The organism is Geodermatophilus arenarius, from assembly GCF_042654585.1.
Taxonomy (GTDB): Bacteria; Actinomycetota; Actinomycetes; order Mycobacteriales; family Geodermatophilaceae; genus Geodermatophilus; species Geodermatophilus arenarius.
Genome location: NZ_JBHSGR010000032.1, coordinates 15184 through 41302, shown reverse-complemented (window position 1 = coordinate 41302; position 26119 = coordinate 15184). Strand labels below are relative to the sequence as shown.

Sequence of the window (26119 nt, the reverse complement as noted above, 5' to 3'; positions counted from 1 at the left end):
CCGGGACGCCCGATCCCGGCGCGGCTCGACCCGCGCGCCGGCCGCCCGCCGCGCGGCCGCGGCGCCGGTGCGGGCCGGGCCGGCGGCGCCCGCGGGACCCCGACGACGCGCCGGCGCTCCTCCCGGGGCGCCGTCGCGGCCCGCGTCGTCGCCGCCGTCGTGTCGGTGGTGGTGCTGGCCGGCAGCGGGTGGGGCTGGTACCTGGGCCGGCTGGCCGACGCGACGGTCAGCCGCACCGACGCGATCCCGGCCGACGGCAACTCCGAGTCCGGTGGCATGCCCGAGGCGATGAACCTGCTGCTGGTCGGCAACGACAGCCGCGCCGACCTCACGCCCGAGCAGCTCGCGGAGCTCGACGCCGGGGTCGACTCCGGCACGAACACCGACACGATGATCCTGGTGCACGTGCCGGCCGACGGGTCGGGCGCCTCGTTCGTCTCCTTCCCGCGCGACTCCTGGGTGGAGATCCCCGGCCACGGGACGGACAAGCTCAACGCCGCCTACGCCTACGGCGCCGCGGAGGTCGACGACGCCGCTCCCGAGAGCGAGAGGCAGGCCGCCGGCGCGCAGCTGCTGATCCGGACGATCAACCAGCTGTCGGGGCTGCGGATCGACCACTACGCCGAGGTCGACCTCCTCGGCTTCTTCGAGCTCACCAGCGTCGTCGGCGGCGTCGAGGTCAACCTCTGCCACGCGGTCGACGACTCGCAGTACTCCGGCGCGGTGTTCCCCGCCGGGAAGCAGACGATCTCCGGCGCCGACGCGCTGCGGTTCGTCCGCCAGCGCCACGGCGTCCGCCCGGACGGCTCCCTCGCCCTCCCCCGCGGCGACCTGGACCGGATCGTCCGCCAGCAGGTCTTCATCGGGGGGGTGCTCCGCAAGATCCTCTCCCAGGACGTGCTGCTGGACCTCGGCAAGCAGCGGGAGCTGATCCGGGCGGCGTCGGAGTCGCTGACCATCGACGAGGACCTCGACCTGCTCGACCTCGCCCAGCAGATGCAGTCGGTGACGGCCGGGGACATCGAGTTCCGGACGATCCCCGTCGCCGACCCGAACGCGAAGAACGACGAGGGCTCCTCGATCGTGGAGCTGGCCGACGAGGACACGCTGCACGCGTTCTTCGCGGGCCTGTCCGCCGAGCCCGAGGCGCCCGCGTCGGAGGCCCCGGCGCCACCGGCGACGGTCGACCCGTCGGAGGTCTCGGTCGCGGTCTACAACGGCTCCGGCGTCTCCGGGATCGCCGCGGAGGCCACGGCCGACCTGGAGGCCGCGGGCTTCCCGGTGGTCAGCACCGGCAACGCCGACAGCAGCGACCACGAGCAGACGACGATCCGGCACGCCGCCGGCGACGAGGCGCTGGCCGCCACCCTCGCCGCGCAGGTCCCGGGAGCGGTCCCCGAGGTCGCCGACGACGCCACCTCCGGCACCGTCCAGCTGATCCTGGGCTCGGACTTCACCGGCATCGGCCAGGCGACCACCCCGCCCGCGGACACCGGCGATCCGGCCGCACCGACCGAGGAGCCGCGCACCGCCGCCGACACCGGCTGCATCAACTAGCCGGAGGACCCTCCCGCCCCCACCGGGGGAGCCCACCGCCCTCCCCACCCTCCGCGGACCCGGGTGGTGGCCGGGACGGTGCCCCCGGACGCGTACCGTCGTCCCCACGGGCCGGGCCGAGTCAGCGGTCCGGCGGCACCCTCCCTCTCGACGCGTCGGCGGGCGAGGAGGCTGAGATGACTGCCCACCCCGAGGACGTCCGGCCGCTCCCCGGATCCATCACGGTCCGGGAGGAGGGCGGCAGCCGGGTGCTGTGCCTGCGCGGCGAGCTGGACACCGCGGTCGGCACGCGGTTCAAGCAGCGCCAGGGCCGGGCCCCGCTGCTGGTCGACGTCATCGACGCCGCCGGGGTGTCCTTCATCAGCTCGACCGCCCTCAGCGTCCTGGCCCGGTGCGTCGAGGCGTCCCACGCCGTGGGCCGGCGACCGGTGCTGCGCGCGGCGTCGCCCGTCGTGGAGCGCATCCTGCAGCTCAGCGGGCTGCAGGACGACTTCGACCGCCCGCCCGCCACCTCCGGTCGCGCCGAGACGCCGGGCTGACCGCCGGACGGCGGACCCCGGGCGGGGAGCCCCCGCAGAATGGCCGCGTGCCCGCCGACCGCGCCCGCCCGGTGACCCTGCGGGACGTGGCCGCCGAGGTCGGGGTCTCGGCCAAGACGGTGTCCAACGCCTTCTCCCGGCCCGACCAGCTCTCCACGGCGCTGCGCGAGCGCGTGCTGGCCGCCGCCCGCCGGCTCGGCTACCCGGGACCCAACCCGCTGGCCGCGGGCCTGCGCCGCGGCCGGGTGGGCGCCGTCGGCGTCGCCTACGACAACGGGCTGTCCTACGCCTTCGACGACCCGGTGGCGGTCGCGCTGCTGGCCGGGGTCACCGAGGTCGCCGAGCCCGCCGGGTCGGGCCTGCTGCTGGTCCCGGGCTCGACCGACCCCGCCCGGCGCCTGGCCGCCGTGACCGACGCCGTCGTCGACGGGCTGGTCGTCTCCTCGGTCGGCGACGAGGACCCGCTGCTGGCGGCGGCGATCGCCCGCGGGCTGCCGCTGGCCGTCGTCGACCAGCCCCGCCCCGACCGGCTGGCCGCCCTCGGGGCCCCGGCGACGCCGTGGGTGGGCGTCGACGACCGCGCCGCCGCGGCCGCCGTCGCCCGGCACCTGCTCGGCCTCGGGCACCGCCGGCTCGCCGTCGTCTCGTTCGGCATGCACGGCGATCCGATCGCCCCCGGGCTGGTCGACGTCGCCACCCAGGAGGCGGCCACCTACGCCGTCACCCGCGACCGGCTGGCCGGCTACCGCGACGCGGCGGAGCGGGCCGGGCTGGACTGGGCCGCCGTCCCGGTGTTCCACGGCGGGGACAGCACGCCGGAGGTCGGGGAGGCCGGTGCCGACGCCGTCCTCGCCACCGACCCGCGGCCGACGGCGCTGCTGTGCCTGAGCGACCGGCTGGCCGAGGGCGCCCTGCGCGCGGCGGCCCGCCGCGGGCTGCGCGTGCCGGAGGACCTGTCCGTCGCCGGCTTCGACGACGCGACGACGGCGGCCGGTCTCGGCCTGACCACCGTGCGCCAGCCGACCCGGGAGAAGGGGCGGGCGGCCGGGCAGGCCCTGCTGGACCTGCTCGCCGGCCGGCCCGCCCCGCCGCCGCGCACCCTGCCCGCCGACCTGGTGGTGCGGACCTCGACCGGCCCGGCCGGCTAGCGGCCGCGCCAGACCGGCGCGCGGCGCTCGGCGAACGCGGTCGCGCCCTCGCGGGCGTCCTCGGAGGAGAACACCGGCTCGATCAGCTCCTGCTGCCTCGCCCAGCCCTCCTCGGCGGTCCAGTCGGCGGTGCCGCGGGCGATCTCCTTGGTGGCGGCGACCGCGAGCGGGCCGTTGGCGGCGATGACGCCGGCCAGCTCGACGGCGGCCTCCAGCGCCCCGCCCTCGGCGACCACCCGGTTGACCAGCCCGACCGCGGCCGCCCGCTCGGCGTCGATCGGCTGCCCGGTCAGCAGCATCTCCATCGCCACCGCCTGCGGGATGCGCCGCGGGAGGAACAGCGCGGCGCCGGCGGCGGCCACCAGCGAGCGGGTCACCTCGGGCACGCCGAAGCGCGCCGAGGCCCCGGCGACGACGAGGTCGCAGGCGAGCACCAGCTCGAACCCGCCGGCCAGCGCCCACCCCTCGACGGCCGCGACCAGCGGCTTGCGCGGCGGCGTCTGGGTGATCCCGCACAGCCCGCGGCCCTCGATCGCCGGCCGCTCGCCGCGCAGGAAAGCCTTGAGGTCCATGCCGGCGGAGAACGTCCCGCCGGCGCCGGTGAGCACGCCGGCGCGCAGGTCGACGTCGGCGTCCAGCTCGTCGACGGCCGCGGCGACGCCGCGGGCCACCGCGCCGTCGAGCGCGTTCTTCGCCTCGGGCCGGTTGATCGTGACGACCTGGACGGCGCCGCGGCGCTCCACCAGCACGGGTTCGGTCACGGTCCCTCCTCCTCCGCGGCGCACCGCGGCTCGTGCGCTCCCGTCATCGGGGGCGCGACCACTCCTCCAGGACGGCGGCGGCGTCGGCCGGGCCGGGGCTCACCGGCGCGGCGGGGCCGGCCGGGGTGCGCGAGAAGCGCGGCGCGGGGGCGGCCTGCCGCACGCCGTCGACCTCGACGAGCGTGCCGCGGGCGGCCAGGTGCGGGTGCGCGGCCGCCTCGTCCGCGGTGAGCACCGGGGTGACGCAGGCGTCGGTGCCGTCGAAGACGCGCTCCCAGTGCTCCCGCGGGTGCGCGGCGAACGCGGCGGTGAACAGCTCGCGCAGGCGGGGCCAGCCGCGCGGGTCGGTCTGCGCGGGCAGGTCGTCGCCGGCCAGCCCGAGCCCCTCCAGCAGCGCCGCGTAGAACTGCGGCTCCAGCGCGCCGACGGCGACGAACCGGCCGTCGGCGCAGGCGTAGACGTCGTAGTAGGGCGCGCCGCCGTCGAGGACGTTGGTGCCCGGCCGGTCCGACCACAGCCCCGTGCCGCGCATCGACCACAGCATCTGGGAGATCAGCGCGACGCCGTCGACCATCGCGGCGTCGACCACCTGCCCGCGGCCCGAGCGGGACCGCTCGTGCAGCGCGGCGAGGATGCCGACCAGCACCAGCATGGAGCCGCCGCCGTAGTCGGCGACGAGGTTCAGCGGCGGCCGCGGCACCTGCCCGGGTCGGCCGAGCGCGGCCAGCGTGCCGGTCAGCCCGAGGTAGTTGACGTCGTGGCCCACCCGGTCGGCCCACGGCCCGTCCTGGCCCCAGCCGGTCATCCGTGCGTAGACCAGCCCGGGGTTGCGCTCGAGGCACACGTCGGGGCCGAGCCCCAGCCGCTCGGCGACGCCGGGCCGGAAGACGTCGAGGAACACGTCGGCGTGCCCCGCCAGGCCGAGCACGAGGTCGCGCCCCTCGGGCGCCTTGACGTCGACGCCGAGCGAGCGCCGGCCGCGCATGACGACGTCGGGGGCGGCGCCCCCGAGGGACAGGCCGCCGGAGGGCCGCTCCACCCGGACGACGTCGGCTCCGAGGTCGGCCAGCACCATCGCGGCGTGCGGGCCGGGCCCGATGCCGCCGAGCTCGACGACCCGCAGCCCGGTCAGCGGGCCGCTCCCCCCGCTCACGCCGCGGCCCGCAGGTGCCGGTCCAGGAAGCGCAGGATGCGCGCCCAGGCGTCCTCGGCCGAGGGGCCGTGGTAGCCGACGCCGAGCACCTTCTCCAGCGCCGTGAACGGTCCGAGGTCGTGCCGGTTGAGGAACGAGTGCCCGGCGTCCGGGTACTCCTTCACGTCGTGCTCGACGCCCAGGTCGGTGAGCACCCGGCCCAGCCGGCCGGCCGCGCCGCGCAGCACGAGGTCGCGGCCGCCGAAGCTGGCCACCACCGGGCAGGCCCCCGCGAGCACCTGCTCGGCGTCCTTCGGCAGGGGGCCGTAGTTGGGCGCGGCGACGGCGAAGCCGCGGGTGGCGCCGAACAGGGCGAACTTCCCGCCCATGCAGAACCCGAGGACCCCGATCCGGCCGGTGCAGTCGTCGCGGTCGGCGAGGAGGCGGCGGGCCGCCTCGAGGTCGCCGAAGGCCGGGCCCTCGCCCCGGCTCAGCGACCGGAACGTCGAGCGCAGGCAGCGCACCGCGCCGCCGGCGGTGAACAGGTCGGGGGCGACGGCGAGGTAGCCGGCGGCGGCCAGCCGGTCGGCGTGCCGGCGGACGTCGTCGGTGAGGCCGAAGACCTCGTGCACGACCACGACGCCGGGCCAGGGCCCCTCCCCCACCGGCGGCACGGCGAGGTGGGCGGACAGCTCCGGGGCGCTCGCGGCACCGGGGATCACGGTGGTGGGCAGGGCGGCCTCCCGGGGTCGCAGCGGCAGCGCGGGCGCCGCCGACGCTAGCCCGCGGGTGTGTCGGCCGTCTCACCGGCCCGATCACGGCGCACCGGGGTGGCGGTCACCTCGCGCGGGCCGCCGATCCCGTGGCCCGCGGCGCAGCGCAGCCCGAGCGCCACCGGCGCGCCGCAGTCCCGGTGGGTCAGCGCCAGCGGCGGGACGCCGTCCGCCGCGAGCCACCGGTCGCCCCACTGCATCAGCGCCACCAGCGCCGGGTAGAGGTCGCGGCCGCGCTCGGTGAGCCGGTACTCGTGCCGCTGCCGCGCGCCCTCCTCCTGGTACGGGACGCGGGTGAGCAGGTCCTGGGCGACCAGCGAGTTGAGCCGGTCGGTGAGCACCGCCTTCGGCGCCCCGAGCGCGCGCTGCAGGTCGGCGAACCGGCGCACGCCGAGGAACGCCTCGCGCAGCACGAGCAGGCTCCACTTCTCCCCCACCACGGCGAGGGTGCCGGCGACCGAGCAGCGCGCCCGGTCGTACCCGTCGGGAGGCGTGTCGGCCGTCACGGGTGCAGCGTAGGTCACGCTGGGTTCGCTTGACGAACCGTGCGCCGGGGAGGATGGTTGGAGATGCAGACCCAGCAGGTCGAGACGGCGGTCACAGGACCGGCGCCGCACCTGTACGGGCCCGCCGGTGACGACCGGAGGTGGCCGCCGCCGTGGATCGACCGGTGGCACCCGCCCCGAGGAGGAACCGAGATGACCCGCCTGCGCACCGCCCTGGCCTCCGCCCGCAGCACCCGCGCCCGCCGTCGCGACGAGCGCGAGCTGCAGCGCGCTCTCGCCGCCGCCCCGACCCTCGAGTCGGCGCACGAGATCACCGCCGCGGCCGCCCGCTTCTGACCGCGGCACCCGCGCCGCCCGCCGGCGCACCCCTGACGACAGCCCCGTGGCCCCTGGCCGCGGGGCTGCTCCGTCCCCGGGGCGCGACGGTGCCGGGGTGTGGTCTGCGCGACATCCGCGCCGCTAGGGTGGCACTGAGTGCCACCGGGGGTCGGTCCCGGGGACCGACCGGACGGAGACGAGATGGCCAACCCCTGGTTCGAGACCGTGGCCGAGGCCCAGCGGCGGGCGGAGCGGCGGCTGCCCAAGGGCGTGTACGGGGCGCTGGTGGCCGGGTCGGAGAAGGGCCTGACCGCCGACGACAACCTGTGCGCGTTCGACGAGCTGGGCTTCGCCCCGCACACCGCCGGCCTGTCCAACGAGCGGGACCTCGCCACCACGGTCATGGGCCAGGACGTGTCGATGCCGGTCCTCATCAGCCCGACCGGCGTGCAGGCGGTGCACCCGGACGGCGAGGTCGCCGTCGCCCGCGCCGCCGCCGCCCGGAACGTGGCGATGGGCCTGTCCTCGATGGCTAGCAAGCCGATGGAGGAGGTCATCGCCGCCAACCCGAAGACCTTCTTCCAGCTGTACTGGGTCGGCGACCGCGACACCATGGCCGCCAAGGTCGAGCGCGCCCGCCGCGCCGGCGCCGCCGGGCTGATCGCCACCCTGGACTGGTCGTTCTCCTACGGCCGCGACTGGGGCTCCCCGTTCATCCCGGAGAGGATCGACCTCGAGGCGGTGCGCCGCTACGCCCCGCAGGTGGCGCTCAGGCCGCGCTGGCTGTGGGCCTTCGCCAAGACGCGCAGGCTGCCCGACCTGTCCGTGCCCAACATGGTCGGCGACCCCGCCGAGCCGGCGCCGACGTTCTTCGGCGCCTACGGCGCCTGGATGCAGTCCCCCATGCCGACCTGGGACGACGTCGCCTGGCTGCGCGAGCTGTGGGGCAGCGACCGGCCGTTCATGCTCAAGGGCGTCATGCGCGTCGACGACGCCAGGCGCGCCGTGGACGCCGGCGTCACCGCGATCTCCGTCTCCAACCACGGCGGCAACAACCTCGACGGCACCCCCGCCTCGATCCGCGCCCTGCCCGCGATCGCCGAGGCCGTCGGCGACCAGGTCGAGGTGCTGCTCGACGGCGGCATCCGCCGCGGCTCCGACGTCGCCAAGTCCCTGGCCCTGGGCGCCAAGGCGGTCATGATCGGCCGCGCCTACCTGTGGGGCCTGGCCGCCAACGGGCAGGCCGGGGTGGAGAACGTCCTGGACCTGCTGCGCGACGGCCTGGGCTCCGCGCTGACCGGCCTGGCCCGGGGGTCGGCCGCCGACCTGTCCCGCGACGACCTCGTCGTCCCGCCCGGCTTCGAGCGGCGGCTGGGCGTCGAGGGCCCCGACGCCCCGGTCGAGGCCGTGCCCACCCGCCCCCGCCGCGCCCGCAGCGCCTGAACCCGCCGGCCGGGGTCCCGTCGAGGGGCCCCGGCCGAGGCCGGTCAGGCGCCGGCGACGAGGTCGCGGCGGCGGGTCCAGCGGCGCTGCACCGCCGTCAGCAGCAGCCGCAGCGGCGCGGGCGCACCGGCGAACAGCCGCGCCCGCTCCTCCGGCGTCCGGCAGGCGTCGACGACCCACGGCAGGACGAAGACCAGGTCCCGCAGGCCGGTGCCCTCGCGGAAGCGGGTCTCCACCCGCGCGAAGTCCCCGGCGGAGACGTACCGCCGCACCACCGGGAAGACCTCGCGCTCCTCCTCCTCGATGTGCTCGTCGAGCTCGTCGGCGAGCTCGGTGAGGACGGCGGCCAGCGGCCCGGCCTGCGCGGGACCGTCCTGGGCGAACCGCGCGAGCGCCGCCCGGGCCCGGTCGAGCACGCCCTGCAGCGCGGTGTGGTCGTCGGACAGCGGGCCCAGGTCGACCGCGTCCCCGGCCGAGGCGACGATCACCGGCCACAGGACGTCGTCCTCCCGGGAGTGGTGCACGTGCACCTCGTGCAGCACCGCCGCGGCGTGGCGGACGACGGCGCGCTGCCGCCCGGGCGGGCAGGGCCCGCCGGCGGCGATGCCGGTGGCCGCGTCGGCCAGGAGCCGGCAGCCCGACCGCAGCGCGCGGTGCACGAGGGAGAAGCCGAAGAGGTCGGGCTCGGGGTCGCCGGGCCGGCGCGGGGTGACGGGGAAGGGCAGGGCGGGGGCGGTCGAGGTCATGCCGGGACGATCGCGGCGCCCGGTTGGCAGCGGCTTGCGCGCCGCTGGTCGGCGACCCCCGGGGCAGGACGACACGGGACGTGACCCGGCCGTGACCGCTTCCGGTGGAACTCCTCACGACTGCTCGGCGATCGGGCTCGGTCGCCATATGCTCGCGCCGCTATGGGGAGCGGGAGTGCCGGAACCGTCGGGTTCCGGGTGCTGGGCGACGTGGGTGCCGTGCGCGACGGCGAGCCCCTCGACCTCGGCGGCCGCCGCCAGCGCTCGGTGGTCGCCCGGCTGCTGGTCGCGGGCGGGCACGTGGTCCCCGCCGAGGTGCTGGTCGCCGACCTGTGGCGCGGCGCCTCCCCCGCCGACGCGCTGGGGACGCTGCAGGCGCACGTCAGCCACCTGCGACGGGTGCTGGAGCCCGGCCGCGCCCCGCGCACTCCCGCGCGGCTGCTGGTCACCGTGCCGCCGGGCTACGCGCTGCGCCCGGCCGACGACGCCGTGGACGTGCTCGAGGCGGTGCGGCTGCTCGACGAGGGCGACCGGCTGGCCGCCACCGACCCCGCCGGGGCACGCACGCGGTACGGCGCCGCCATCGACCTGTGGCGCGGACCCGCCTACGCCGAGTACCGCGACGAGCCCTGGGCCGCCCCCGAGGCCGCGCGCCTGGACGAGCTGCGGCTGACCGCCGTCGAGCGGCGCGCCGCGGTCGCCCTGGACGCGCCCGGCGGCCGGGACCCGCTCCCGCAGCTGCGCGCGCACGTCGCCGAGCACCCGCTGCGCGAGGAGGGCTGGCGGTTGCTGGCCCTGGGCCTCTACCGCGCCGGGCGGCAGGGCGAGGCGCTGGCCGCGCTCCGCGAGGTGCGCGCCCGGCTGGCCGACGAGCTCGGCGTCGACCCCGGCCCGGAGCTGAAGGCGCTGGAGGAGGCCGTCCTCGCCCAGTCCCCCTCGCTCCTGCCGGCCCGCCCGCCGGCACCGCCCGTCGGCCGCCCGGCGCCCTCCCCCGAGCCCGCCCCCGCCCCCGCTCCGGCCGGCCCCGCGCCCGACGTGCCCCGGCCGGTCGGCCGCGACGACGAGCTGGCCGCGCTGACCGCCGCGGCGGCGCGGGCGGCCGGCGGCCAGGTGGAGGTCGCCCTGCTGGCCGGCGAGGCCGGCATCGGCAAGACCGCCCTGCTGGAGGCGCTGCGCGCCGAGTACGGCCGCCGCGGCTGGGCGACGCTCGCCGTCGCCTGCCCCGAGACCGACGGCGCCCCGCCCGGCTGGCCCTGGTCCGCGGCGCTGCGCGCGCTCGCCGGCCGCACCCCACCGGCCGACCCCGCGCCCCTCGCCGCGCTGCTCACCGACGACGCCCCGGCCGCGACCGGCGGCGACCCGACCGGCAACCGGTTCCGGCTGCACCGCGCCGTCGCCGGCTGGCTGGCCGCCGTCGCCGCGCGGACACCGCTGCTGGTGACCGTCGACGACCTGCACCGCGCCGACCGCGAGACCACCGCGCTGCTGCTCGACCTGCTGCCCGCCCTGGCCGGGTCGCGGGTGCTCGTCGTCGCCGGGCACCGCCCGGAGGAGAGCGCCGGGCTGGCCGACGTCCTCGCCGCGCTCGCCCGCCGCTCCCCGGTCGGCCTGGCGTTGCGCGGCCTGGACGCCGCCGCCGTCGACGAGCTGGTCGAGGACTGGGCGCTCACCCCCGTCGACCGCCGCACCCGCGCCGCGATCACCGTCCGCGCCGACGGGAACCCGTTCTACGTCCGGGAGCTGCTCCGGCTGGTCGACTCCGGCGCCGACGTCGACGCCGTCCCCGGCACGGTCCGCGACGTCGTCCGCCACCGGCTGGCCGGCCTGCCCGCGCGCACCGGCACCCTGCTGCGGCTGGCCGCCGTCCTGGGCCGCGAGGTCGACGCCGAGGTGCTGCTCGCCGCCGCCGTCCCGGCCGGCGGCGGCACCGACGAGGACGAGGAGGCCCTGGTCGAGGCGCTGGAGACGGCGCTGGTCAGCGGCCTGCTGGTCGAGCCGGGTCCGGGGCGGCTGCGGTTCGTGCACGCGCTGGTGCGCGACACCCTCTACGAGGACCTGTCCTCGCTGCGCCGCACGCGGCTGCACGGCCGGGTGACCGCCGTCCTCGAGCGGCTGCGCCCGGACGACGTCACCGCGCTCGCCCACCACGCCGCCGCGGCGGGACCCGGCTCCGCCGCCGTGGCCGCACGCTGGGCGCAGGCGGCCGCCGAGCTCGCCGAGCGGCGGTTCGCGTACGCCGACGCCGCGGTCATGTGGGGCCGGGCGGCCGAGGCGGCGACGACGGCGCAGCCGGGCGACGCGGTCGGTCTGGCGCGGCTGCTCGCCGCGCAGGCGCACGCCACGGCGCTGGCCGGCGCCGTCGGCGACGCCCGCGCGCTGCGCACCCGCGCGCTGGCGGTCCTGCCCGACGACGCCCCGGCGGAGCTGACCGCGGCGGTGCTCCTGTCCTCGGACGTCCCGACCTTCTGGAACTCCTGGGTGGACCCGGTGGACGACCGGTTCGTGGCCCGCACCCGGCGCGTGGTCGCCGCCCTGCCGCCCGGCGACCCGCAGCGCGCCCGGCTGCTGGCGATGCTGGCCGTCGAGCTCGAGGAGCGGAACGACCCGCAGGCGGTCGAGGCCTCCGCCCGGGCGCTCGCCGAGGCCCGCCTCGCCGGGGACCCGCTCGCGCTGGCCCACGCGCTGACGGTCCGGCAGTTCCACGCCACGCGCGGGCCGGACCGCAGCGAGGCCACGGCCCTGGGCACCGAGCTGCTCACCCTCGCCCAGCAGGAGGGCTTCGGCCTCTTCGAGGCGGTGGCGCGGCTGGTGCTGCTCCAGTCGACCTGCACCGTGCTCGACCTCGAGGCCGCCGACCGGCACGCCGCGGAGGCCGAGCGCCTGTCCGCGGCCTACGGGCTGCCGCTGCTGCACGGCATCGCCCGCTGCTACGCCGGCCTGCGCGCCGCCGTCGCGGGGCGGGTCGCCGAGGCCCAGGCGGCGTACGACGTGGCCGAGCAGGCCCTGCTCGACGCCGGCTACTACCCCGCGGTCGCGCGGGCGCTCCGGCTGACCACCCAGCTCTCCCTGCGGCTCGCCGACCCCGGCGCCCGGCCGGTGGACCCCGAGGAGATGGCCGCCCTGGCGCCGATCTCCCCCGAGCTGGCGACCGAGACCCGCGCCCTGGCCCTGGTGCTGGCCGGGCGGGCGGAGGAGGCGCGCTCGGTGGGCCCGCCGCGGCTCCAGGCGGTCCGGGACCTGTTCACGCCGTTCCTCCAGTACTGCCGGGGCCTCGTCGGGCTGGCCCTCGGGGACCGCGGGCGGATGGCGGAGGCCGAGGCGGAGCTGCTCCCCTACCGCGACACGGTGTGCGGGACGCACACCGCGCAGCTGGCCTTCGGCCCGACGGCGACGCTGCTCGCCCGGCTGGCCGCCGCGCGCGGCGACCGGGAGGCGGCCGAGGCGCACCGCGGGGTCGCGATCGCCGTCGCCGAGCGGACCGGCCACCCCGGCTGGATCGCGGAGGCCCGCGCGGCGCTGGACTAGCGGCCGGCGACCACGTCGCGGCGGCGGCGCCAGCCCGGCTCGGCCGCACGCAGCAGCAGCCGCAGCGGCAGCGACGTCGCGCCGAGCAGCCCGGCCCGCTCGTCCGGGGTGCGGCAGGCGTCGGCGACCCACGGCAGCGCGAACGCCGCGGACCGGGGCCCCGAGCCGCGCGCGCAGACGCCCTCGTAGCGGGCCAGGTCGCGCACCGACACGCACCGGCGGATCACCGGGAACACCTCGCGCTCCTCCTCCTCGACGTGCTCGTCCAGCGCGTCGGCCAGTTCCGCGAGGACGGCGGCCAGCGACGCCGCGGCGCCGGGACCGGTGGTGGCGGCGGCGGCGGCGAAGGCGGTCAGCGCCGCGTCGGCCCGGCCGAGCACCGCCCACAGGACGGCGTGGTCCTCGACCAGCGGCTCGAGGTCGGCGGCGTGCGTCCCGGCGGAGGCGGCCACCACCGGCCACAGGACGGCGTCCTCCCGGGCGGTGTGCGCGCGCACCTCCCGCAGCACGCACCGGCCGAAGGCGACCACCGCCCGCCGCCGCTCCACCGGCCACACGGCACCGGCGGCGGCCTCCGCGGCGACGCCGGCCAGCAGCCGGCAGCCGCCGCACAGCGCGCGGTGCGCCAGCGCCAGGCGGGTCACGTCGGCCTCCGGGTCGCCGGGCCGGCGGGGCGTGACGGGGAACGGCAGCGGTGCGGTCGCGGTCACGGTGCCACGGTCGCCCGGCCCGGTTGCCGGTGACTTGCGTCCGACTACCGCCGCGGCGGAAGCCCCCGGGACCGCCCGGTGTTGCAGCGGGCAACGAACCTCGTCGTCCCAGGAGCTGTCCCATGCGCATCCCGCTGTCCGTGCTCGACCTCGCCCCCGTCGCCCCCGGGGAGACCTACGGCAGCAGCATCGCGGCGAGCGTCGCGCTGGCGCAGCGGGCGGAGGAGGCCGGCTACCGCCGGGTCTGGTACGCCGAGCACCACAACATGCCGACGATCGCATCGTCGGCCACCAGCGTGCTGATCGCGCACGTCGGCGCGCACACCTCCACCATCCGGCTCGGCGCCGGCGGCGTCATGCTGCCCAACCACTCGCCGCTCACGATCGCCGAGCAGTTCGGCACGCTCGAGGCGATGTACCCCGGGCGCATCGACCTCGGCCTGGGCCGCGCGCCCGGCTCGGACCAGAACACGACCTACGCCCTGCGCCGCGACCCCGCCTCCGCCGAGCGCTTCCCCCAGGACGTGCTCGAGCTGCAGGGCTACCTGACCGGCGAGTCGCGGGTGCCCGGCGTGCAGGCCGTCCCCGGCCGCGGGTCGGACGTGCCGCTGTACGTCCTGGGCTCGTCGATGTTCGGCGCCGGCCTGGCCGCCGCGCTCGGGCTGCCCTACGCCTTCGCCTCGCACTTCGCGCCGCAGCTGCTGGAGCCCGCGGTGGCCGCCTACCGGCGCGACTTCCGTCCGTCCGCGCAGCTCGACGCCCCGTACGTCATCGCCGGCGTCAACGCGATCGCCGCCGACACTACCGAGGCGGCCCGGGAGATGCTGCGGGCCACCCGCCGCCGGCTCGCCGTCGGGCTGTTCGGCCAGGGCCGCGAGCTCGACGACGACGCCGCGGAGCTGCTGCTGTCCTCGGGCGCGGGCCGGCACGTGGACTCGATGCTCACCCACACCGCCGCCGGCACCCCGGCCGAGGTGCGCGAACGGCTCACGGAGTTCGCGCGGCTGGCCGACGCCGACGAGCTGATCGTCGCCCACCAGGCGCCCGGCACCGAGGCCCGGCTGCGCTCGGTCACGCTGACCGCCGAGGCCATGGAGTCCGTCGCCGCGTAGGACGGGGTGGCGGGGACGGCCGTTCCCGCCACCCCGGGCGCCCGGGGCGTCGGGGTGAGCCGGGGACGGCGCTCGGCGAGGATGACCCGGTGCACGCCGAGACCGTCCTCCTGCTCGTCCTGGCCGCGGTCGCGGTGATCGTGGCGGCCCGCTGGCTGGCCGGCCGCACCGGCGTCCCGGCGGCCGCGCTGCTCACCGTGACCGGACTGGTCTACGCGCTGCTGCCCGGTCCGAACCTCACGCTCGACCCCGAGATCGTCCTCACCGTCCTGCTCCCGCCGCTGCTCTACAGCGCCGCGCTGGACTCCTCGCTGATCGCCATCCGCGCCAACATGCGGACCGTCGTCGGCCTGTCGGTGCTGCTCGTCCTGGTCACCGCCCTGGTCATCGGCGCCGGGTTCGCGCTGTGGGTCCCCGGGGCGACGCTCGCCGCCGGCATCGCCCTGGGCGCCGCCGTCGCCCCGCCGGACCCGGTGGCCGCGCTCGCCGTCGGCCGCCGGGTCGGGCTGCCCCCGCGGCTGGTCACGCTCATCCAGGGCGAGGGGCTGCTCAACGACGCGACCGCGCTGACCCTGCTCAGCGTCGCCGTCGCGGCCGCGGTGGGCGACGGCTTCTCCACCTGGTCGGCCCTGGGCCAGTTCGCGCTCGCCGCCGCCGGGGGCGTCGCCGCCGGGCTGGTCGTCGCCTACGGCGTCCGGCCGCTGCGCCGGCTGCGCCGCGACCCGCTGGCGTCCAACGCGATCTCCCTGGCGACGCCGTTCGTCGCCTACCTGCTGGCCGAGTCGGTGCACGTGTCCGGCGTGCTGGCCGTCGTCGTCGCCGGGCTGGTGATCGCGCACAACGCGCCGTACTGGCAGTCGGGGGCCACGCGGCTGCAGACCGACGCGGTGTGGAGGCTGGTCGACTTCCTGCTCGAGGGCGTCGTCTTCCTGCTCATCGGCCAGCAGCTGCCCGCCGTCATCCGCGGCCTGGGCCAGTACGCGCCCTCGACCGTCGTCGTCGCCTCGCTGATCACCGTGGGCGCGGTGCTGCTGGTCCGGCCGCTGTGGCTGTGGCTCACCGAGCACGCGCCGCAGGCGCTGCACATGCGGCTCAGCGGCGCGCCCGCCGCCGACGAGGACGACGACCCCACGACCCCGCCGCGGCAGCTGTCCGGCCGGGAGATCGCCGTGCTGAGCTGGGCCGGCACCCGCGGCGTCATCAGCCTCGCCGCCGTCTTCACCATCCCGCTGACCACCGACGCCGGCGACCCGTTCCCCGACCGCGACCTGCTGCTGTTCTGCGCCTTCCTCGCCGTGCTGGTCACCCTCGTCGGCCAGGGCGCGACCTTCGCGCCCCTGGTGCGCCGGCTGCGCCTGCGCGCCGACGCCGCCGACGCCGCCCGGCTGCGCAACCAGGCGCGGGTCGCCGCGGTCGACGCGGGGCTCGCCCGGCTCGACGAGCTGCAGGCCGAGCAGCACGACCACCTCGACGACGCCGCGATCGAGTCGATCCGCGCCGCGCTGCGCACCCGGCGGACCCGGTACGAGCGGCGGCTGGAGGTCCTCGTGGACGCCGAGGGCGAGGTGCCGATGTCGCCGGAGTACGAGGCGGCGCTGCGGGTGCGCCGGGCGGTCATCGACGCCGAGCGCGAGGAGCTGCTGCGCTGGCGTGACCTCGGCCGGCTGCCCGACGAGGGGCTGCGCACGCTGGAGCGGGAGCTGGACCACCAGGAGCACCTGCTCCCGGCCCGCCCCGCCTGAGCGCTCCCGCTAGGGGCGCCCGGCCCGGGGCACGTCGACCCGGGCGGCCTCGACCCGGCCGGCGCGCGGGCCGCCCTCGGCCCAGGTGGGCGCGGTGCAGACGAACAGCGTCCGCCCGTCGTCGCCGCCGAGCGTGCAGGCGTAGGACGGCGAGCCCGACCCGACGGGCACCCGGCCGGTCACCTCGCCGCCCTCGCGCACGCGCAGCACCTCGGCGGTGCGGGCGGTGGCGAACCAGACGTGCCCCTCGGCGTCGAGGCAGATGCCGTCGGGCGCCAGGCCCGGCGTCTCCGCGAACACCCGGCGGCCGGACAGCGAGCCGTCGTCGGCGACGTCGAAGGCGGTGAGCCGGGCGCCGTACGTCTCGGCGACCACCAGCGTCCGGCCGTCGCCGGTGAGCGCCATGCCGTTGGGGAAGCGCAGGTCCTCGGCGACGACGGACGCGGCGCCGTCGGGGTCCACCCGCACCAGCCCCGTCGGCTCCACCGGCGCGCCCCCGACCAGGTCGAACCCGAAGCTGCTGACGTAGGCCCGTCCGGCGGCGTCGACGACCAGGTCGTTGGCGCGGGAGCGGGTCAGGCCGGTGAGGTCGGCGCGCACGACCGGGCGCCCGCCGGCGACCTCCAGCAGCGCCCGCCGGGTCATCGCGACGACGAGCAGCGTCCCCTCCGGCGTCCAGCCCAGCCCGGACGGCGCGTCGTCGAGGTCGAGGACCGTCGTCAGGACGCCGTCCGGGGCGAGCGTGCGCACCCGCCGGTCGTGGAAGTCGGAGAACCACAGCCGGCCGTCGTGCCAGCGCGGGCCCTCGGGGAAGCCGAGGCCGCCGGCCAGCGTCGTCGTCGCGTCCACGGCGGGCAGCGTAGGAGTGCGGCGCCCCGGCCGCGGCGGCTCAGGGGCGGTACCGCGTCTGGCCGTGCGGCCCGCCGAACAGCAGCACCTTGTCCGGCGGCACCCGGTAGACCCGCGCGCCGCCCCCGGTGGCCCCGCCGGAGGAGCTCAGCTCGACGAACTCGTCCCCGCGCACCGCGAAGTGCCAGTCCTCGCCGTACTTCGCGTACCAGGCGTCGGCCAGCACCTGCAGCTCCCCGGGGTCGGTGACCCGCACCGCGACGCCCTCGACGACGACGTCGCGCCCGCTGTCCCAGCCGTGCGCGCCGGTGCTGCCGGTGGTCACCGCCACGTGCGGGTTGCCGTCGAGGTTGCGCGCCTTCTGCTCGTCGGCGCCGGTGCAGAAGGCGAACGCGCCGTCGTGCCAGACGCCGACGAGCGGGACGGCGTGCGGCCGGCCGTCCGCGCGGACGGTGGTGATCCAGTAGAGCTGGGCGTCGGTGAGCAGCCGCTCGACGTCGGCCCAGGGCGGTGCGGTCGCCGTGGCGTCGCCGTACCGGGGGTCGATCTGTCCGGTCGTCATGCCCTGTGGGACCGCCGCGGGGCCGGCGGCTCATCGCCGCCGGATCGGTCCCTGGCGCCGGTGCAGGCGAAGAGGAACGCGGGCGGCACGTTCCACGGCGTCACCCGCGTGCGGACGTCGGCGAACCGGCGGCGCAGCTCGCCGAGCACCAGCGGCGAGTACTGGATCACGACCGCGGTGCCGCCCGGGCGCAGCGCACGGGGCAACTGGTCGAGCAGCCGGCGGCGCAGGCCCGCCTCGAGCGAGGTGAACGGCAGCATGGAGACGACGACGTCGGCGCGCTCGCCGTCGAGGAGGCCGTCGAGGTCCTCCGCGGAGCCGCACACGACCTGCAGCCGGGGGTCGTCGAGGCGCTCGGAGAGCCGGCGGGCCAGCTGCGGGTCGATCTCCAGCGCGACCAGCCGGGCGCCCGCGCCGAGCCGGGCGAGGATCTCCCGGGTGGCCACCCCCGTGCCGGCCCCGAGCTCGACGACCAGGCCGGCGGCCGGGACGTCGGCGAGGTCGAGCATGGCGCGCACCGCCGTCCGGGACGTCGGGAGCACCGCCCCCACCTGGCGCGGGTTGGTGACGAAGGCGCGCAGCAGCCGCACGCCGTCGCCGAGGGTCTGCGGCACGGCTCCCCCCTCCGCCGCCCCGTGCGGCGCGGCTGCCCGGACCCTGCCACGGATCGCGGCGCCGGACGACCGCTCAGCCGGCCCGGTGGGCGTCGAGCCAGGCGACGACGTCGTCGAGGACCTGCTCCTTCTCCGGCTCGTTGTGCGGCTCGTGGAACAGCCCGTCGTAGACGCGGTGGGTGAGGTCGGGCGAGCCCGCGTGCTCGCGGACCACCTCGCCGGCCGCCGGCGCCACCAGCCGGTCGGCGCTGCCGTGGACCACCAGCAGCGGGAGCCGGAGCCCGCGCAGCCGGCGGGGCATCGCCGCGGCGGTCCGCATGAGCTCGGCGCCGGTGCGGGCGACCATCCTCCCGTTGTGGTTGAGCGGGTCGGCCCGGTAGGCGGCCACCACCTCGGGGTCGCGGCTGACCGCCTCGACGTCGAGGGTGAGCACGCCCAGACCCGGGGCCAGCCGGGCCAGCAGCGGCGCCACCGCCCGCTGCACCGGGGTGGCGGCGCTGGTGTCGAGCGCGGGCGCCGAGATCACGGCGCCGACGACGCGCGCGTCCGGCTCGCCGGTCAGGTACTGCAGCGCGATGAGCCCGCCGAGGCTGTGGCCGTAGACGAACACCGGGACGCCGGGGTGCCGGTCGGCGGCGGCGCGGACGGTCTGCGCCACGCCCTCGACGGTGCCCGCCATGCTCACGACGTCGCCGCGCCGGCCGGGCGACCGGCCGTGGCCGGGGTGGTCGGGCGCGTAGGAGGCGTAGCCGGCGCGGCCGAGCCGCTCGGCCACGTGCGCGTACCGGCCGCCGTGCTCGTGCACGCCGTGCACGAGCACGACGACACCGACCGGGTCGGTGACGCTCCAGCCCTGCCAGAACTGCCCCGAGGGCAGCGTGCCCTCCCCGTGCCGCACCGCTGTCGTCACGCGTCCTCCCGGTCCGTCGACGTCCGTCCTCAGCACCGTCGCGCACCGTAGCCCCCGCGGCCGCGAGGGGGTCGACCGCTAGCGTCCGCCCGGTGACCGCCCGCTCCCGCCGCCTGCCGCGCCTCGCCGCGCTCGGCCTCGCCGCCGCCCTCGCCCGCCGCGCCCGCACGGTCGCGGCCGTGCCTCCCGAGCTGCGCCGCCCGGACCTGTGGCTGCCGCTGTCGATCGGCTCCCGGCTCGAGCTGCGGATCGGCCGCCGGCTGTTCGGGTCCCGGGTGACCGAGCCGGTGGCAGGGGTGACCGTCACGCGGCACGACGTCCCCGGCGGGCAGGACGTGTTCGTGTACGAGCCGGCGCGCCGCACCGGCGGCGCGCTGCTGTGGGTGCACGGCGGCGGCACGGTCATCGGGCAGCCCGAGGGCGACCACGACGTGTGCAGCCGGATGGCCCGCGACCTCGGCGTCGTCGTGGTCAGCGCCCGCTACCGGCTGGCGCCCGAGCACCCGTTCCCCGCGGCGCTCGACGACCTGCTGGCCGCGCTGTGCGACCTGCACCGGCGGGCCGGGGGGCTCGGCGTGGACCCGGCGCGCGTCGCCGTCGGCGGGGCCAGCGCGGGCGGCGGGCTGGCCGCCGCGCTGGCGCAGCGGGCGCGCGACGAGGGCGTGCCGGTCGCCTTCCAGCTGCTGGTCTACCCCATGCTCGACGACCGCACCGTGCTGCGCCGGAGCACCGCCGGCCGCGGGAGGCTGGTCTGGACGCCGCGGTCCAACCGGTGGGCCTGGACCGCCTACCTGGGGCACGCGCCGCGCGCCGACGAGCCGCGTCCCTACGCCGCGCCGGCCCGCCGCCTGGACCTCTCCGGCCTGCCGCCGGCGTGGATCGGCGTCGGGGCCCTCGACCTGTTCCACGACGAGGACGTCGCCTACGCCCGGCGCCTGGAGGCGGCCGGCGTGCCGGTGCGGCTGCACGTCGAGCCGGGGATGTACCACGCGGCCGAGCTGGAGCTGCAGACGACCGTCGCGACGATGCGGGCCTTCCAGCAGGCCGCGTTCGACGCCCTCGGCGCCGCGGTCGGCGCCGCGTGACGCAGCAGGACACGGCACCGCGCTTCGCGGCACCCGCGGGGACGGTCACCGCCCGGCGGTCCGACGGCGTCGTGCGGGCCACCGGCATCCGGTACGCCCGGGCGGAGCGGTTCCGCCCGCCGGAGCCCGAGCCCCCCGCGGCCGGCGTCGTCGACGCGACGGCGTGGTCGCCGGCGTGCCCGCAGCCGCCGGCGCCGGAGCTCGAGCTCATGGTCACCGACCCCATGGGTGAGCTCGTCACCGACGAGGACTGCCTGCGGCTGTCGGTGACCGTGCCGGAGGACGCCTCCCCCGGCGACCGGCTGCCGGTGATGGTGTGGGTGCACGGCGGCTCCTACGTCAGCGGCGCCGGCGACGCCCCCGCCTACGACCCGGCCGCGCTGGTGCGCGAGCAACGGGTGGTCGTCGTCAGCGTGACCTACCGGCTCGGGCTGCTCGGCTTCCTCGGCGACGGGGACGGCCGGCCGGCCAACCTCGGCCTGCTCGACCTCGTCGAGGCGCTGCGCTGGGTGCGCGGGAACGTCGCGGCCTTCGGCGGCGACCCGGACGCGGTGACGCTGTTCGGCGAGTCCGCCGGCGGCGACGCCGTCGCCCACCTGCTGGCGGCCGACGGCGCCCGCGGCCTGTTCCGCCGCGCGGTCGTGTCCAGCGCCCCGCTGGGGCTGTCCCGCGGCCGGGCGCGGATGAGCGCCGCGATGGCCGCCGAGGCGCGGTCGCTGTCCGCCGCCGCGCCGGTCGCGGAGGTCGTGGCCGCGCAGGCGCGGGTGGCGGCGCGCGCCCGCCGGTACGGGCTGGTCGCCGCCATGCCGTTCGGCACCCAGTACGGCCTCCCGCCGCTGCCGGCCGAGGAGGCGGTCGAGGACGCGTGGGCGGAGGCGGCGCCGGAGGTCGACCTGCTCGTGGGCGCCAACAGCCGCGAGGTGGCGCTGTTCGCCGCGCTGCTGCCGCCGGCCGCACGGCTGGCCCGCGTCCCCGTCGTCGGCCGGCCGCTGGTGGAGGCGGTCGTGCGGGTGCTCACCCGGCGCATCTACGCCCGCGACGCCGCACGGGCCGCCCGCAGGCACCGCGCGGCCGGCGGGCGCGCGGTGCACTACACGCTCTCCTACGGCACCGGCGCGCTCACCGGGGCGCACGCGATCGACCTGCCGCTGCTGTTCCCGCACCGGCACACGTGGGAGGCCTCGCCGCTGCTGGCCGGCCTCCCGTGGGCGGACGTCGTCGCGGCCGGCCGGGAGGTCCGCCGGGTGTGGGCGCACTTCGCCCGCACCGGGGACGTGCCCGCCGACCCGCCGCCGTTCCTGCGGGTCGACCGCGGCTGAGGCCTCAGGGGACGACGGGGTCGACGTCGCGCGTGCAGAACATGCACACCGACGCGTCGACCGGGATGAAGCTCTTGCAGTGGTCGCACTCGCGGTTGCCCTGGGCGCCCGCGGTCTCCCGGCCGGTGGCCCGGCGGATCGCCTGGACGAGGAACATGATCGTCAGCGCGAGCAGCAGGAACGACACCAGCGAGGTCAGGAACGACCCGTAGCGGATCTGCGCGCCGTTCACCGTGAGCACGAGGGCGGTGAAGTCGGGCTGGCCGAAGACCGCGGCCACCAGCGGCAGGATCACGTCGCCGACCAGCGACTCGACCACCGTGGCGAAGGCGGCCCCGATGGCCACGCCCACGGCCAGGTCCACGAGGCTGCCCGAGAAGGCGAAGTTCCTGAAGTTCGTCAGCAGCGTGCGCACGGTGTCCCTCCCCGTCAGGTCCCGACGGCCGGAGGGTAGGGCCCGCGGCGCCTCGGCGCGGCCCGGACGGCGGGCCGTCGTCGCCGGGACCGGGGCCGAGGTCGCGCTGCAGCCAGGCGACGTCGTGCCAGGCACCGTCCTTCCGGCCCACCCGCCGGTGGGAGGTCACGCCGCGACGCCACGGCTGCCGGCCCTCAGGCCGGGGCCAGGACCGGCTCCTCCCGCCACAGCACCGGCTCGCCGCGGCGGTCCTGCTTGGACAGGTACATCGCCTGGTCGGCGCGCTTGGTCAGCGCCGCGGCGTCGAGCCCGGGCTCCCCGCAGGCCACGCCCAGGCTGGCCCGCAGCGGCACGGTGCCCGCGGTGATCTCGGCCGGCACCGCCAGCGCCGCCTGGATCCGGGCACCGAGCGAGGCGGCCGCCGCCGGGCCGTCGACCCGGCGGCTGACGACGAGGAACTCGTCCCCGCCGATCCGCCCGACGACGTCGTCGCGGCGCAGCACGCCGGCCAGCCGCGCGGCCGTGGTCACCAGCAGCTCGTCGCCCGCGTCGTGGCCGAGGGTGTCGTTGACCGGCTTGAAGTCGTCGAGGTCGACGAAGACCACCGCCGTCGACGCCGCGTCCGGCCCGGCCAGCGCGGCCTCCAGGACGGCGATGGTGGAGGCGCGGTTGTAGCAGCCGGTCAGGGCGTCGAAGGTCGCCCGGGCGGTGAGCTCCTCGCGCATGCGGGCGCTGTCGGTGACGTCGGAGACGCACACCAGCGCGCCGGGGGCGCCCTCGCGGTCGCCGAGCGCGACCAGGCTCACCGCGCACACCCGGGCCTCCCCGGCCGGGGTGCGGATGCCGACCTCCACCGCGGCGTCCACGCCGTCGTCGAGGACCCGCGCGAGCGCCGCCTCCAGCGCCGCCCGGCCGCCCTCGTCGGCCCGCGCCGCGACGTCGTCCCAGCCGGTCACCGCGGGCACGCCCAGCAGCACCGGCAGGCGGGAGTTGGTGTGCACGACCTCCCGCTCGCGGGTCAGCTGCGCGATGCCCTGCGGCAGCGCCTCGGTCAGCCGGCGCAGCAGCCGCTCCTGCTGCTGCAGGGCCTCGTGCGCGGCCATCTCGTCGGAGACGTCGCTCATCTGCGTCACGACGACGGCGTCGGCGGGGTCGTCGGCCGCGACGTACTGGTTCTCCAGCTCCAGCCACGCCCACGTGCCGTCGGCGCGGCGGTGCCGCAGCCGCACCCGCTGGGCCTCCTGGCGGGACAGCAGCTCCAGCCAGTTGGCGATCGCCCGCTCCTGGTCGTCGGGGTGGACGAACTCCGAGGAGCGCTGGCCGACCATCTGCGCCGGCGTCCAGCCGAGCATCCGAGTGGTGCGCTCGTCGATGTCGGTGACCACCGCCAGCGACGTCTTGCGGACCGTCGCCGTGCGCGGCCGCCGCGACACCTCCAGCCCCGCCAGCGGCGCGGGCCCGCGGTCGCCGGCGGCCGCGTCGAGCACGTCGAGGGCGCCGAGCAGGACGCCGTGCTCCTCGCGGAGGTCGACGAAGGTGAGCGACAGCGGCACCCCCGGCTCGCGCCGGCCGTGGACCGTGGCCAGGCCGACGCCGTGGGTACGGGCCCGCTCGAAGGCGGTGACGACGAACATCGCGTCGGCGGGGACGATCGCGTCGAGGAACGTGGCGCGGTCGGCCGGCGGGGTCATCACCCGCTCCGGCGGGACGCCGAGCGAGGCCGGCACCGGGACGAACACGCCGTCGGAGGCGATCGCGGCCAGCACGGCGCCGGGCAGCCGGAGCAGCGAGGACAGGACGTCCGCGCGCTCGGCCGGCGTCCTCGGGGTGGCGGTCACGCCGTCGGCATCGGCGCGCCGCGGCCGGCCCTTGAGCGGCCGGTGTGGCCCGCCTCACCCTCCGGGGTCGGTCCTCGGCGTGTCACCGGACCGGGTGGCAGGATGACGGGACGGAGACGTCCGCTCCAACTGCCGGGCGATGACGTCACGCCCACCCCGGGTCACCCGGCTGGAGGTGTCGCGGTGCAGTCTGCGGCCATCCCGACGACCATGCTCACCACCTCGCCCCCGCACCCCGCCCCGGGCGGCACGGGGTGGCTGCTCGGCGCCGCTCGCGGCGGGCACGCCCGCGACCTGGCCGCCGTCCTGCCCGAGCGGTGCGGCGTCGCGGTCACCGCCCGGGTGCAGCGGGCCCCCTGCCTGCCGCTGGACACCGGCAGCGAGGTCGTCGGGGCACTCCCGGTGTACGTGGCCGGCCCCGGGCCGGGGCCCGAACGCGCGACCCTCACCGCGGTGGCCGGGCACGCCGCCCTGGCGCTGCTCTCCGCGCGGCGGACCGCGCACCTGGGCGTCGCGCTGGACAGCCGGGACGTCGTCGGCCAGGCCGAGGGCGTGCTCGTGGAGCGCCACCGGATCACCGCCGACACCGCGTTCGGCGTCCTCGTCCGCGCCTCGCAGGACACCGGCCGCGAGGTGCGCGACGTCGCCCGGCTGGTCACCGAGACCGGGGAGGCCCCGGCCGGCACGCCCGCGGACGGCCCGCGGTGACCGGCGGCGGGCACGACTTCGTCCTCCTCGACAGCGAGGAGGCGCACGCGCAGGTGGTCGGCGACTTCGTCGCGGAGGGGGTGACGCACGGCGAGTGCGTGCTGGTCACCGCCCTCGGCGACCGGGAGGAGCGGCTGTGGGCCCGGCTGCGCCGCGCGGGCGTCGTCGACGAGGCCTGGGAGCCGGCCGCCACGACGGCGGTCCGCGTCGTGCCGCCGGACCCGGCCGAACTGCCGGCGGCGGTCACCGGGGCGCTGTCCGAGGGGTGGCCCGCCGTCCGGTTCACCGGCGCGATCACCACCCCGGGCGTCAACGCGTTCGAGGCCGTCGTCGGCGAGCTGACCGCCGGGCACCCGCTCACCGTGCTGTGCCCCTACTTCCGCGACCTGCTGGTGCCCGGCCAGCACGCGGACCTCACCGCGCTGCACCGCTCGCAGGTGGACGCGACCGCGGAGTACGACGACGGAGTCTTCCGGCTGACCCGGCGCGGGGACCGCCTGCACCTCGCGGGCGAGCTGGACTCGGGCAACGCGGACGCGCTGCGCGCGGTGCTGCAGGCGACGCTGGCCGGGAGCAGCGCCTGGGACCTCAGCGACCTGCGCTTCCTCGACGTCGGCGCGGCCGACTCCCTGGTCGCGGCGGCCGCCGGGCCACCCGGGCTGACCGTCGTCGGCGCCTCGCGGCTGACCGCCCGGCTGGTCCGCCTGCTGACCGACCGCTACCCCGACCGCGCGGTGGAGCTAGTGGACGCCGCCTCCGAGGGCGCCCCTCCGTGACGGAGCCGGACGCCGCCCCGGTGCACCGGGGCGCGTCCCACGCGGGACGGGCGTAGGCCGGCGCGATCGCCGCGGACCTGTGCCGCCGCGCGCCGGCGCGCGGCTGGCCGCCCGCGGCGCGGTGCCCGGCCGGCCGCCGGTGCGCCTGCTCGACGGCGGACCCGGCCTGGAGGTGCGCGTGGCCGGCCGGCCGCCCGGGGACACCGGCCGGCTCGCCCTCGCCGCGTCCGCCGTCACCGCGGTGCGCGTCGAGGCCGGCGACGGCGGCTGGGTGCGCCTGACGGCGGGACCGGGCGGCCCGGCCCCGGCCTGAGCCGGGGCCGGGCCGGGACCGGCGCGGTCTCAGCGCGGGAGCAGCCGCCCGAGGACGCCCCGGACCGTCGCGCCCACCCGGTAGGACTGCACCAGCCAGGCGTTGCAGGTGATCACCGCGCCGGCCAGGGCCGGGACGGCCGCCTGCGCGACCCGCTGCCGGGCCTGCCACTTCCGGATCTCCGGCGGCGTCCCGGCCGACGGCAGCGTGGCGTCCTTGACCTCGAGGCCGCCGTCGGAGGCGGCCTGCTCGGCGAGCCGGCCGATCTTCTGGCCGGTGTACGCCGCGTAGGCGGTGGCGCCGGCGCCGGCGACGGTGAGCGCGGCCTTGAGCGTCCCCACCGTCCCGTAACCCTGCTGCAGGGCCAGCCGCTGGCTGTTCGACCGGGTCAGCTGCAGCCCGGTCACGAGGGTGGCCGCGATCCCGCCCCACTGTGCCGGCGCGAACCGGCCCCAGGCCGAGCTCGCCACCCGGACCTTGTCGATGCCCGCGGTCAGGTCGGCGCCGGACTTGTTCACGCCGGCGATGCCCATCACCGAGCCGCCGAACCACAGGGCGGTGCCGAGGTCGTGCACCGCCTGGGTGAGGAAGCGGTTGTCCGGGCTGGTGGTCGTCGTCACGAGTGCTCCCGTCCGGGTGCCGCGCACCCGTGTGGACCGTCCACCCGGGTCCCCGCTGCTGAGGGGGCGGACGTCCGGGCGGCTACCCGCGCCACGCC

26 protein-coding genes are annotated in these 26119 nt (G+C 78.1%); 13 read left to right on the top strand and 13 right to left on the bottom strand.

Going from position 1 to position 26119, the window contains the following annotated elements; translation table 11 throughout:
- The 3 genes from ACFO3M_RS21460 to ACFO3M_RS21450 form a co-directional block, all read left to right on the top strand.
- A partial coding sequence (locus ACFO3M_RS21460; protein WP_387993846.1) for an LCP family protein occupies window positions 1-1557 on the top strand: 1557 nt, incomplete at its 5' end.
- A 176-nt stretch (window positions 1558-1733) separates the two neighbouring features.
- Complete coding sequence (locus ACFO3M_RS21455) at window positions 1734-2096, top strand: STAS domain-containing protein (protein ID WP_387993844.1); 363 nt, start codon at window positions 1734-1736, stop codon at window positions 2094-2096.
- A gap of 47 nt (window positions 2097-2143) precedes the next feature.
- Window positions 2144-3244 carry a LacI family DNA-binding transcriptional regulator gene (locus tag ACFO3M_RS21450; protein ID WP_387993841.1) on the top strand — a complete coding sequence of 367 codons (1101 nt, stop codon included), beginning with the start codon at window positions 2144-2146 and terminating at the stop codon, window positions 3242-3244.
- On the opposite strand, the gene ACFO3M_RS21445 is transcribed toward ACFO3M_RS21450, so the two are convergent.
- The 4 genes from ACFO3M_RS21445 to ACFO3M_RS21430 are packed head-to-tail and all read right to left on the bottom strand — an operon-like array spanning window position 3241 to window position 6416.
- On the bottom strand, window positions 3241-4005 hold the full coding sequence (locus tag ACFO3M_RS21445; protein WP_387993838.1) for a crotonase/enoyl-CoA hydratase family protein: 765 nt from the start codon (window positions 4003-4005) through the stop codon (window positions 3241-3243). The genes ACFO3M_RS21450 and ACFO3M_RS21445 overlap by 4 nt on opposite strands.
- Before the next feature lie 43 nt (window positions 4006-4048).
- A complete protein-coding gene (locus tag ACFO3M_RS21440; protein WP_387993835.1) occupies window positions 4049-5158 on the bottom strand; it encodes a CaiB/BaiF CoA transferase family protein in 1110 nt (369 codons plus the stop codon).
- Complete coding sequence (locus ACFO3M_RS21435; RefSeq protein ID WP_387993832.1) at window positions 5155-5859, bottom strand: dienelactone hydrolase family protein; 705 nt, start codon at window positions 5857-5859, stop codon at window positions 5155-5157. Before ACFO3M_RS21435 ends, ACFO3M_RS21440 begins: the two co-directional genes overlap by 4 nt.
- Window positions 5860-5915: 56 nt before the next feature.
- Window positions 5916-6416 carry a winged helix-turn-helix transcriptional regulator gene (locus tag ACFO3M_RS21430; RefSeq protein WP_387993830.1) on the bottom strand — a complete coding sequence of 167 codons (501 nt, stop codon included), beginning with the start codon at window positions 6414-6416 and terminating at the stop codon, window positions 5916-5918.
- A 192-nt stretch (window positions 6417-6608) separates the two neighbouring features.
- On the opposite strand from ACFO3M_RS21430, the gene ACFO3M_RS21425 reads away from it, so the two are divergent.
- Entirely contained in the window at window positions 6609-6752 is a 144-nt protein-coding gene (locus tag ACFO3M_RS21425) for a hypothetical protein (RefSeq protein WP_387993827.1), read from the top strand.
- 183 nt (window positions 6753-6935) lie between these two features.
- A complete protein-coding gene (gene mftD / locus ACFO3M_RS21420; RefSeq protein ID WP_387993824.1) occupies window positions 6936-8177 on the top strand; it encodes a pre-mycofactocin synthase MftD in 1242 nt (413 codons plus the stop codon).
- Between the two features lie 44 nt (window positions 8178-8221).
- Here mftD and ACFO3M_RS21415 read toward each other — a convergent pair whose 3' ends face one another.
- Window positions 8222-8923, bottom strand: coding sequence for a hemerythrin domain-containing protein (locus tag ACFO3M_RS21415; protein ID WP_387993821.1), 702 nt, complete (start codon window positions 8921-8923; stop codon window positions 8222-8224).
- Window positions 8924-9142: 219 nt separating this feature from the next.
- Between ACFO3M_RS21415 and ACFO3M_RS21410 the strand changes: the two genes are divergently transcribed.
- A complete protein-coding gene (locus ACFO3M_RS21410) occupies window positions 9143-12448 on the top strand; it encodes a BTAD domain-containing putative transcriptional regulator (RefSeq protein ID WP_387993818.1) in 3306 nt (1101 codons plus the stop codon).
- Here ACFO3M_RS21410 and ACFO3M_RS21405 read toward each other — a convergent pair.
- On the bottom strand, window positions 12445-13158 hold the full coding sequence (locus ACFO3M_RS21405) for a hemerythrin domain-containing protein (protein WP_387993816.1): 714 nt from the start codon (window positions 13156-13158) through the stop codon (window positions 12445-12447). The two genes, ACFO3M_RS21410 and ACFO3M_RS21405, sit on opposite strands and share 4 nt — an antisense overlap.
- Before the next feature lie 122 nt (window positions 13159-13280).
- On the opposite strand from ACFO3M_RS21405, the gene ACFO3M_RS21400 reads away from it, so the two are divergent.
- On the top strand, window positions 13281-14270 hold the full coding sequence (locus tag ACFO3M_RS21400; RefSeq protein WP_387993813.1) for an LLM class flavin-dependent oxidoreductase: 990 nt from the start codon (window positions 13281-13283) through the stop codon (window positions 14268-14270).
- An 89-nt stretch (window positions 14271-14359) separates the two neighbouring features.
- Window positions 14360-16012 carry a Na+/H+ antiporter gene (locus ACFO3M_RS21395; protein WP_387993810.1) on the top strand — a complete coding sequence of 551 codons (1653 nt, stop codon included), beginning with the start codon at window positions 14360-14362 and terminating at the stop codon, window positions 16010-16012.
- Window positions 16013-16021: 9 nt separating this feature from the next.
- On the opposite strand, the gene ACFO3M_RS21390 is transcribed toward ACFO3M_RS21395, so the two are convergent.
- From ACFO3M_RS21390 to ACFO3M_RS21375, 4 genes are all read right to left on the bottom strand, one after another.
- Window positions 16022-16861 carry an SMP-30/gluconolactonase/LRE family protein gene (locus ACFO3M_RS21390; RefSeq protein ID WP_387993807.1) on the bottom strand — a complete coding sequence of 280 codons (840 nt, stop codon included), beginning with the start codon at window positions 16859-16861 and terminating at the stop codon, window positions 16022-16024.
- Window positions 16862-16901: 40 nt separating this feature from the next.
- A complete protein-coding gene (locus tag ACFO3M_RS21385) occupies window positions 16902-17423 on the bottom strand; it encodes a pyridoxamine 5'-phosphate oxidase family protein (RefSeq protein ID WP_387993804.1) in 522 nt (173 codons plus the stop codon).
- The gene (locus ACFO3M_RS21380) at window positions 17420-18037 is read right to left on the bottom strand and encodes a class I SAM-dependent methyltransferase (protein WP_387993801.1); all 618 of its coding nucleotides are present in this window, start codon (window positions 18035-18037) and stop codon (window positions 17420-17422) included. The genes ACFO3M_RS21385 and ACFO3M_RS21380 overlap by 4 nt, the downstream gene beginning before the upstream one ends.
- 73 nt (window positions 18038-18110) lie before the next feature.
- On the bottom strand, window positions 18111-18947 hold the full coding sequence (locus ACFO3M_RS21375) for an alpha/beta hydrolase (RefSeq protein WP_387993798.1): 837 nt from the start codon (window positions 18945-18947) through the stop codon (window positions 18111-18113).
- A gap of 92 nt (window positions 18948-19039) precedes the next feature.
- On the opposite strand from ACFO3M_RS21375, the gene ACFO3M_RS21370 reads away from it, so the two are divergent.
- Complete coding sequence (locus ACFO3M_RS21370; RefSeq protein WP_387993795.1) at window positions 19040-20032, top strand: alpha/beta hydrolase; 993 nt, start codon at window positions 19040-19042, stop codon at window positions 20030-20032.
- Window positions 20029-21351 (top strand): carboxylesterase family protein, encoded by a 1323-nt coding sequence (locus tag ACFO3M_RS21365; protein WP_387993793.1) that lies wholly within the window; start codon window positions 20029-20031, stop codon window positions 21349-21351. Before ACFO3M_RS21370 ends, ACFO3M_RS21365 begins: the two co-directional genes overlap by 4 nt.
- A gap of 4 nt (window positions 21352-21355) precedes the next feature.
- On the opposite strand, the gene mscL is transcribed toward ACFO3M_RS21365, so the two are convergent.
- Together mscL and ACFO3M_RS21355 are read right to left on the bottom strand one after the other, a co-directional pair.
- The gene (gene mscL / locus ACFO3M_RS21360; RefSeq protein ID WP_387993790.1) at window positions 21356-21766 is read right to left on the bottom strand and encodes a large conductance mechanosensitive channel protein MscL; all 411 of its coding nucleotides are present in this window, start codon (window positions 21764-21766) and stop codon (window positions 21356-21358) included.
- 194 nt (window positions 21767-21960) lie between these two features.
- Window positions 21961-23604 carry a sensor domain-containing protein gene (locus ACFO3M_RS21355; protein ID WP_387993787.1) on the bottom strand — a complete coding sequence of 548 codons (1644 nt, stop codon included), beginning with the start codon at window positions 23602-23604 and terminating at the stop codon, window positions 21961-21963.
- Between the two features lie 183 nt (window positions 23605-23787).
- Between ACFO3M_RS21355 and ACFO3M_RS21350 the strand changes: the two genes are divergently transcribed.
- The 3 genes from ACFO3M_RS21350 to ACFO3M_RS21340 all read left to right on the top strand — a co-directional run bounded on the left by ACFO3M_RS21350 (window position 23788) and on the right by ACFO3M_RS21340 (window position 25401).
- On the top strand, window positions 23788-24312 hold the full coding sequence (locus ACFO3M_RS21350; RefSeq protein ID WP_387993784.1) for an ANTAR domain-containing protein: 525 nt from the start codon (window positions 23788-23790) through the stop codon (window positions 24310-24312).
- Entirely contained in the window at window positions 24309-25088 is a 780-nt protein-coding gene (locus ACFO3M_RS21345; RefSeq protein ID WP_387993782.1) for an MEDS domain-containing protein, read from the top strand. The genes ACFO3M_RS21350 and ACFO3M_RS21345 overlap by 4 nt, the downstream gene beginning before the upstream one ends.
- Window positions 25089-25167: 79 nt before the next feature.
- Window positions 25168-25401 (top strand): hypothetical protein, encoded by a 234-nt coding sequence (locus ACFO3M_RS21340; RefSeq protein ID WP_387993780.1) that lies wholly within the window; start codon window positions 25168-25170, stop codon window positions 25399-25401.
- Between the two features lie 29 nt (window positions 25402-25430).
- On the opposite strand, the gene ACFO3M_RS21335 is transcribed toward ACFO3M_RS21340, so the two are convergent.
- Window positions 25431-26021 (bottom strand): hypothetical protein, encoded by a 591-nt coding sequence (locus tag ACFO3M_RS21335; RefSeq protein ID WP_387993778.1) that lies wholly within the window; start codon window positions 26019-26021, stop codon window positions 25431-25433.
- Between the last annotated feature and the right edge of the window lie 98 nt (window positions 26022-26119).

Coding starts and splice junctions, on each gene's coding strand:
- ACFO3M_RS21425 (WP_387993827.1), top strand. CDS start 6,609: ATGACCCGCCTGCGCACCGCCCTGGCCTCCGCCCGCAGCACCCGCGCC.
- ACFO3M_RS21455 (WP_387993844.1), top strand. CDS start 1,734: ATGACTGCCCACCCCGAGGACGTCCGGCCGCTCCCCGGATCCATCACG.
- ACFO3M_RS21385 (WP_387993804.1), bottom strand. CDS start 17,423: ATGACGACCGGACAGATCGACCCCCGGTACGGCGACGCCACGGCGACC.
- mftD (WP_387993824.1), top strand. CDS start 6,936: ATGGCCAACCCCTGGTTCGAGACCGTGGCCGAGGCCCAGCGGCGGGCG.
- ACFO3M_RS21400 (WP_387993813.1), top strand. CDS start 13,281: ATGCGCATCCCGCTGTCCGTGCTCGACCTCGCCCCCGTCGCCCCCGGG.
- ACFO3M_RS21415 (WP_387993821.1), bottom strand. CDS start 8,923: ATGACCTCGACCGCCCCCGCCCTGCCCTTCCCCGTCACCCCGCGCCGG.